Raw genomic sequence first — 6,950 nt, 5'->3', positions numbered from 1 at the left:
GTTCATGCCATACATACCTTGCATTCCGCCCATGCCGTACATGCCAGACATTCCGCCCATACCGTACATGCCGTTCATTCCGCCCATACCATACATACCACTCATTGGGTACATGCCGTACATGCCAGACATTCCACCCATGCCGTACATACCGCTCATTGGGTACATGCCGTACATGCCAGACATTCCGCCCATACCGTACATACCGTTCATTCCACCCATGCCGTACATGCCAGACATTCCGCCCATGCCATACATACCACGTTGTTGTGGGTACATACCGTACATACCAGACATTCCACCCATGCCGTACATGCCAGACATTCCGCCCATACCATACATGCCGTTCATTCCAGACATACCATAATAAGCACTAGCTTGAGAAGCAATACCTACACCAGCTACAACAACCGCAACGCCTAAAGCTCTTTTTATGCTTTGTACTAAATTCATTGGGTTATCCTCCTTAGGATAATTATTCGATTGACAGTGTGTGTTTTTCATACGTCCATCTTTTAAATCCATTCCTAAAACATTCCATGTAAACAAAGCATCCTTACTTTGTGCAACTATCCCTAAAGTATCCGTTAATACTATCCCTTAACTCAGCTAAGGGAGACTATAAACGTAGATTCTTGATTAAAAACCTAAGTTTAGAGTCTAAAGGTAGGCTTCCTTGCCTACCCAAAAATCTAAGGCTTATTTACCTTCTTCAGCAGCCATGCCTTCCATACCGCTCATTCCAGACATGCCACTCATTCCAGACATGCCACTCATTCCAGACATGCCACTCATTCCTTCCATTCCAGACATACCGCTCATGCCTTCCATTCCAGACATACCGCTCATGCCTTCCATTCCAGACATACCGCCCATGCCACTCATTCCAGACATACCGCCCATGCCACTCATTCCAGACATACCGCCCATGCCACTCATTCCAGACATACCGCTCATGCCACTCATTCCAGACATACCGCTCATGCCACTCATTCCAGACATACCGCTCATGCCATGAGGATAAAAGATAAAGTAACCTTGAGGTGTATTAATACGATGACCAGCCATGCTACTCATGCCTGACATACCGCTCATTCCAGACATACCACCCATGCCGTACATACCATTCATGCCTTGCATTCCAGTCATACCGTACATACCACGTTGTTGTGGATACATTCCGTACATACCATTCATGCCTTGCATTCCAGACATACCACGCATCCCAGTCATGCCGTACATACCGCGTTGTTGTGGATACATACCGTACATACCATTCATGCCTTGCATTCCAGACATACCACGCATCCCAGTCATGCCTTGCATTCCACGTTGTTGTGGATACATTCCGTACATGCCATTCATGCCTTGCATTCCAGTCATGCCGTACATTCCACGTTGTTGTGGATACATTCCGTACATGCCAGACATACCATTCATGCCTTGCATTCCAGTCATGCCATACATTCCACGTTGTTGTGGATACATTCCGTACATGCCAGACATACCATTCATGCCTTGCATTCCAGTCATGCCGTACATTCCACGTTGTTGTGGATACATTCCGTACATGCCAGACATACCATTCATGCCTTGCATTCCAGTCATGCCATACATTCCACGTTGTTGTGGATACATTCCGTACATGCCAGACATACCATTCATGCCTTGCATTCCAGTCATGCCGTACATTCCACGTTGTTGTGGATACATTCCGTACATGCCTTGCATTCCAGACATACCATTCATGCCGCTCATACCTTGTGGGTAGTAATAACTACCGTAGGCATTAGCAATCTGGGGGGCAGCAACTAATGCACTAACTAAAGCAGCGAGGCGAGCAGATTTTTTAAAATTCATGCTTTTATCCATCCTATTAAAAGGTTTAACACGAAGACCATTTTTTTGTTGTTATAAGCGCGATAGTGATTCGCGCTAATAGCTATCGCAACCCTTGTACCAGTATCAGTATTTTTTTATTTAATGATTGATTTAAAAAAGAATTTATTATTAAAGTATTAAAATAATCCCCTAGCATCATAAGTGGATTTCTGTCATTTTGACATAGCAGTATTTTATATAGTCAAAAAAAAACTGATGGATTATAAGGTGTTAAGGTAGGATAGTTTCTTAAAAAGCTTTTATGTCAACTTGTCAGTGTATATATACCGCTTATCTTGTGACAAAAAAAAGGCCTGAAAGTTCGCCCCCAAACTTTCAGGCCTTCTGCTAAAACAGCAGTCAAGTGAGGATGGATATTATTGTTATTTATGCCAATTACGAATATCGTAGCCGTCAAGCATTCCCGGACGGTTAAAAGGTGTGTACCAATTTCCTTGGTTATCTAAGAAGCTAAAACTATAAGGGTATGGCGTTGTAATGCCTGTAACGGCGGTGTCATACCATTCTTGGGATTTTTTCTCATCAGTATTTTTGATCGTTGGCGCATTGGCTGGACGTTCATAAGGTTTTTCACCTGCAATGAATGTAATGTCATCAGCATAAGCTTGACTAAAGAATCCACAGCATAAAAATACACTGAGCAATGGAATTAATCGAATATTTTTCATAATGCTCACCTCCTCCTAGAGTTTGATTAGTGAAATAATTCATTTGATAAAAGCTGAGCCGAACTCTATAACGCAAACTGTATACCACAGTCAGATAAAATAAATAACTCATTGTTTATTAAAGAATGCTAATGTAATGAAAAAAAATGAAAAAAAAGCTAGCACTGCCAGTTTGGCAGCCAATGACGGGTTTGAAGGCATAAACTGGTTGATTTTGGCTTATTTAATTCATAGAAGCGACTAATCATTTATTCGAAATAAACAAATGCTATTCTCAAACATAAATCGTAAAGTCTTTTAGCATAGACTAATACAAGGTTAATTTATTGCATTTATATCACGAAGCAGCACGACTACTTTTTCACTTTAGCGAGACACAATTTATGATAAAAAAGTTATTGGCTCTTTTGTGTGGATTGATTTTGACGATAATAGTGCATGGACAAGAGTGTATCCAACCTGACAAGCTGATTTTCTCTGTGATTCCATCAAATAAAAAGAAATCTGAATTGACGCTTTATCAACCTATAGCAAATGCAATTACAGAGCAGTTTCAAATTCCTGTTGAACTTAAAAAATTGAATTCGTATCAGGAAATTGTCAGCGAATTGATTACGGGAAATGTACATTTTGCTAGAATTGGGCCTTTTAGTTATATCACTGTAGCGAATATGAATAGCACAATTAAGCCTTTTGCCCTTCATTATCATGCTGCCAATCCGCCTTTTCAAGAAGAAGGCAGTTTCTATTACTCAATATTAATTGTTCATGCTGATTCGTCATACCATGATATTGAATCTTTACGTGGCAAAACGATTTTACTCACAGAGCAAGGCAGCACTTCAGGCGTTTTAGTACCTAGAGTCTTATTTAGCAAACAGGTTAAAGCTAATAAATTGAATGATTTTTTTAGCTCGGTTACTTATAGTGGTGGTCATGATACATCGGTGATTGAGATTGCAAATCAAAAATATGATGCGGCATTTATCTCAGCCCGCAATTTGAGTCTGATGATAAAAAAAGGTTTGGTTGAGGTTGGGCAGTTTAGAGTTTTGTGGAAATCACCGCCGATTCCTTATGGCCCTTATGTTTACAATACCGATTTATGTGAACCCTATTTAAAAGCGATTCGTCATGTTGCGTTTGATATACACAATTCTGCTGATGGTAAAACGATGCTGAAAACATTAGGCGCATTGCGTTTAGCGCCAACTAGCGCGGATAATTATGATGTCATTCGCGAATTGAGTAAACTCAAACACTAGGCTTTTATCAGAAAGTGATACAAACATTGTAGGCTAAAGACAATATGCTCTACAATATGCCTATTCTCTCGTCCGATTGATAATAGATTTATGCTGCACTTTATCTTATCACGCCTACTTAGCATGTTATTTGTGGTACTAGGCGTTGTCACTTTAGTCTTTTTATTGATTCATCTCGTACCTGGCGATCCAATACAGGCGATGTTAGGTGAACATGCAACCGCCACCGATTTGCAGGCTTTGCGCGAGCAATTGGGCTTAAATCAACCATTATTTGTACAATGGTATACCTATATCTTCAACCTGTTACAAGGTGACTTAGGACAATCTCTCTATTCAAAACAAGCTATTACTGAGATTTTACTACAGCGAATCCCTGCTACTTTAGAATTGGCAGGAGCGGCGTTACTTGTGGCGATTGCGATTGCATTGCCATTAGGCAGTATTGCTGCAATTCGTCGAGACACGGTTTATGACCATGGTGCAATGATGTTTTCTTTGATTGGGGTATCGATTCCTAATTTCTGGATGGGACCTTTATTGATTATCATTTTTTCACTGCAATTGGGTTGGCTACCTGTCAGTGGACGCGGCGGCTTTGATTCTCTTATATTGCCAGCAATTACTTTGGGTACGGCATTAGCTGCGATTTTAGCGCGGATGGTTCGTTCGACTTTGTTGGAAATTTTACAAGAAGATTACATTCGTACCGCCAGAGCTAAAGGCTTAAGCCAATTTGGGGTTGTTGTCCATCATGCTTTGCGTAATGCTTCATTACCGATTATCACGATTATTGGCTTACAACTTGGGCATTTACTCGGTGGTGCAGTGATTACCGAAATGATTTTTTCATGGGCGGGGATTGGCCAATTGACTGTTGAAGCAATTCAACGCCGTGATTACCCAGTGGTACAAGCTTGTGTATTGTTAATCAGTGTTGCTTATGTGATGGTTAACACTTTGACTGATATTTTGTACGCCGTTTTAGACCCACGAGTACGTTACCGTGATTAAGTTACGCATTTTAATTCCAGCCAGCCTATTATCCTTATGGGCAATCATTGCTTTGCTCAGTCCTTGGCTTAATTTACAACCTGACCACATTACTTTGGTGAATATTTTACACCCGCCGTCCAGTGCTGCATGGCTTGGTTATGATGAGCTTGGCCGTTCGATTTTAGACCGCTTAATCATGGGTGCACGCACTTCATTTTTGGTTGCGTTTTGGGTAGTTTTATTATCAAGTTTGATCGGTACATTAATTGGTATGATTAGCGGTTGGTTTGGTGGTTGGATAGATTTACTGATTGTGCGTATTATTGACGTATTTTTAGCATTTCCAGGCATTTTATTGGCCATTGCGTTATCAGGATTACTCGGTGCGGGGATTGAAAATGTGGTCTTAGCATTAGCCACCGTGGGCTGGGTTGGATTTGCTCGATTAGCACGGGCGCAAACTTTATCTTTGAAACGGCGTGAACATGTGTTAGCTGCAATGGCTTTGGGTGCAAAATTACCCCGCATTTTGTTTTATCACGTATTGCCGTTATTGCTTGCCCCATTAATTATTGAAGCCACTTTTGGCATTGCCAGCATTATTATCGCGGAGGCGGGTTTATCATTCTTAGGCTTAGGCGTACAACCACCGCAAGCATCTTGGGGATCAATGATTAAAGAAGGAACACGCTATATGTTAGTTGCACCGCATTTAGTTCTTGCACCGGGTGTTGCACTGTTTGCCATTGTTTTATCTGTGAATTTATTAGGCGACAGTCTGCGAGATTGGCTAGATGTAAAAAGTGATTAATATCATGATTTACCAAATTTCCTGCTTAGTCAATGGTATTTGTTCCACAGGATAAACCGTAAATTGGGCGTTATTACCCGCTTTTTTATTAGATTGAGAAGAAGTTGGCGGCTTAATCCAATTTGATGGCACAATAAAGACTTGTTCAGGTGAAAACGGTAATTCTCTCGATTGCTTAGTGTAATTATCGTGAGTATTGTATGGACTATTCTGTTGAAAATAAAACTGTCCATCAGGCAAAGTCGGTAAACCCAAGTTTATATCAGGCAATTCTGGCAGGGTTTGCATCATATTTTGATACGCTGATTGTGAGGTTTGCCAAGGATTGGTTTGTTGCGGCTGTGGATTCCATGGATTATGAGAAGGTTGTTGTTCAGCATAATAATTATCCATTGTAGGATAGCGATTGGCTTGAGGATAGGTTGATTGAGTATAAGTTTGAGTCGGATAGCCTGTAGAATGATGTTGCACATTTGAATAATCATAATGAGGCAATGGTTTTGGTTGGTAATCAGCTAAACCTTGTTTAAATTCACTGCCTTGCTGAGAACGATAATGGGATGAATTTGACGTAAACTGGCTAAAACCATCCTGATAATGAGATGAAGCTGGGCGCATATCATTAACATTATCTTCATGAGCCGACAAACCTTGTTTAAATTCACTGCCTTGCTGAGGCTGGTAATGTGATGGGTTTGATGTAAATTGATTGGAATTATTTTGATAATCAGACGAAGCTTGCGGCATATTGTGAGCATTCTCTTCGAGCAAACCTTGCTTAAACTCACTAAAATCATTCGCTTGTTCTAAAACCCCGTTGGGGATTTCACTACGGTATTGATAGCTATGCACGGACTTCATTGCTTCTCTTGCATTCAGTGGACGATAACGTGGCTGATTTAAATTTGGTGCAGCCCATTGCTGAGGATGCGTTGTTTTTTTAGCTTGCAATGCTTCATCTCGACGATACTGATACATGGATTCATTGGTTTTGGCCGCAGGTGGCTGAATTTCCCATGATACATCTGGATACAGATTACTAGGATAAATTACCGTCTGAGCTATCGTTGCAGAACTTAGCAAGCATAAACTCATAATGTATAAATAAGAGGATACCGTGTTTTTAATTAGCATATTAATATATTTAAATATAGCCTAAGTGCCAGAATAAAATGATTTTTATCGTGTTACTGAAAAGTATGGATGCAAAAAAATGAAATGCAATATCAATAAATGGATATGTTTTGTCGAACACATTGCTGGCAAGTAGAACATCAAGAAAGCTTGGCATTGTACTATATTTTATAG

At 40.4% G+C, this 6,950-nt stretch carries 7 protein-coding genes; 3 read left to right on the top strand and 4 right to left on the bottom strand.

Annotated elements, in window-relative coordinates; genetic code table 11:
* The 3 genes from ABXH34_RS16660 to ABXH34_RS16650 all read right to left on the bottom strand — a co-directional run.
* Positions 1-525: hypothetical protein (locus ABXH34_RS16660; RefSeq protein ID WP_353573013.1), on the bottom strand; the 525-nt coding region annotated here is incomplete at its 3' end.
* Between the two features lie 174 nt (positions 526-699).
* Positions 700-1,860 carry a hypothetical protein gene (locus ABXH34_RS16655; protein ID WP_353573012.1) on the bottom strand — a complete coding sequence of 387 codons (1,161 nt, stop codon included), beginning with the start codon at positions 1,858-1,860 and terminating at the stop codon, positions 700-702.
* A 404-nt stretch (positions 1,861-2,264) separates the two neighbouring features.
* On the bottom strand, positions 2,265-2,570 hold the full coding sequence (locus ABXH34_RS16650; RefSeq protein WP_353573011.1) for a hypothetical protein: 306 nt from the start codon (positions 2,568-2,570) through the stop codon (positions 2,265-2,267).
* Positions 2,571-2,953: 383 nt separating this feature from the next.
* Between ABXH34_RS16650 and ABXH34_RS16645 the strand changes: the two genes are divergently transcribed.
* From ABXH34_RS16645 to ABXH34_RS16635, 3 genes are all read left to right on the top strand, one after another.
* Positions 2,954-3,835, top strand: a complete 882-nt coding sequence (locus ABXH34_RS16645) for a phosphate/phosphite/phosphonate ABC transporter substrate-binding protein (RefSeq protein ID WP_353573010.1) — start codon at positions 2,954-2,956, stop codon at positions 3,833-3,835.
* A 90-nt stretch (positions 3,836-3,925) separates the two neighbouring features.
* The gene (nikB, locus tag ABXH34_RS16640) at positions 3,926-4,849 is read left to right on the top strand and encodes a nickel ABC transporter permease (protein WP_353573009.1); all 924 of its coding nucleotides are present in this window, start codon (positions 3,926-3,928) and stop codon (positions 4,847-4,849) included.
* Positions 4,842-5,642, top strand: coding sequence for an ABC transporter permease (locus ABXH34_RS16635; protein ID WP_353573008.1), 801 nt, complete (start codon positions 4,842-4,844; stop codon positions 5,640-5,642). Before nikB ends, ABXH34_RS16635 begins: the two co-directional genes overlap by 8 nt.
* A 9-nt stretch (positions 5,643-5,651) precedes the next feature.
* Here ABXH34_RS16635 and ABXH34_RS16630 read toward each other — a convergent pair whose 3' ends face one another.
* Positions 5,652-6,776, bottom strand: a complete 1,125-nt coding sequence (locus ABXH34_RS16630) for a hypothetical protein (protein WP_353573007.1) — start codon at positions 6,774-6,776, stop codon at positions 5,652-5,654.
* Between the last annotated feature and the right edge of the window lie 174 nt (positions 6,777-6,950).

Source organism: Candidatus Albibeggiatoa sp. nov. BB20 (assembly GCA_016744725.1).
GTDB lineage: Bacteria > Pseudomonadota > Gammaproteobacteria > Beggiatoales > Beggiatoaceae > Albibeggiatoa.
The sequence above is the reverse complement of the archived record's forward strand: the minus strand, read 5'-3'. Positions and strand labels throughout refer to the sequence as shown.